Raw genomic sequence first — 763 nt, 5'->3', positions numbered from 1 at the left:
TGCTGCCGTGGTGGCTGATGAACATGGTATGCCTATTTCGACGTTACCTATCCCTGAACGTGGACATGGCGTGGCGACCAATCAGCATGGCCACGCGGTTGTTTTTGGTCGACGTCCTGGCACTTTCTTTATGGTGTTCGACTATCGAACAGAACAAATGCTCAAGTTGGAACTGGCAAAACCGGAGCGCCATTTTTACGGCCATGGCGTTTATTCTCACGATGGTCTTTATCTCTTCGCAACGGAAGGCGAAAGAGGCACTAGCCGAGGTATCATCGGTGTTTACGATGTTAAAAACCAATACCGAAAAATCGCTGAGTTATCGGGATTCGGCATTGGGCCTCATGAAGTGATCATGATGCCCTTATTTACAATAAAATCAATTGAGACGTGAACAATGACTACTCTACAAAACAAACTCACTAATAAGGAGCTGATGTCTTACTTCGGCTATGGGGTAGGCCAGTGCTTTAGCTTTGGTCTAGTCGGCTCTTTTATTCTTTATTTCTATACCGATATTTTGGGCATTTCTCCAATTGCGGCGAGTACGATTTTTTTGATTGCTCGTGTGTGGGATGCGGTGAACGATCCGCTCATTGCCGGATACATGGACACGTTAGACTCTCGCTTTGGTAAATTCCGCCCTTACATGCTGTTTACGCCGGTTCTGATTGTTCTGGTCACGGTGGCCGCTTTCTATAACATCGATGCTGATACATCGACAAAAGTGATGTATGCCGGTATCACTTACATTCTTTGGGGT

General features: G+C 46.1%; 1 protein-coding gene and 1 pseudogene. Both read left to right on the top strand.

Annotated elements, in window-relative coordinates:
- Positions 1–364: pseudogene (locus R7040_RS26055) on the top strand (DUF1513 domain-containing protein); the annotation flags it as partial.
- 33 nt (positions 365–397) lie between these two features.
- Positions 398–763 (top strand): MFS transporter (locus tag R7040_RS26050; protein WP_318097517.1); only part of this gene is annotated, 366 nt, incomplete at its 3' end.

Source organism: Vibrio sp. 1069, from assembly GCF_033340555.1.
This window is presented reverse-complemented; position numbering and strand designations above follow the sequence as displayed.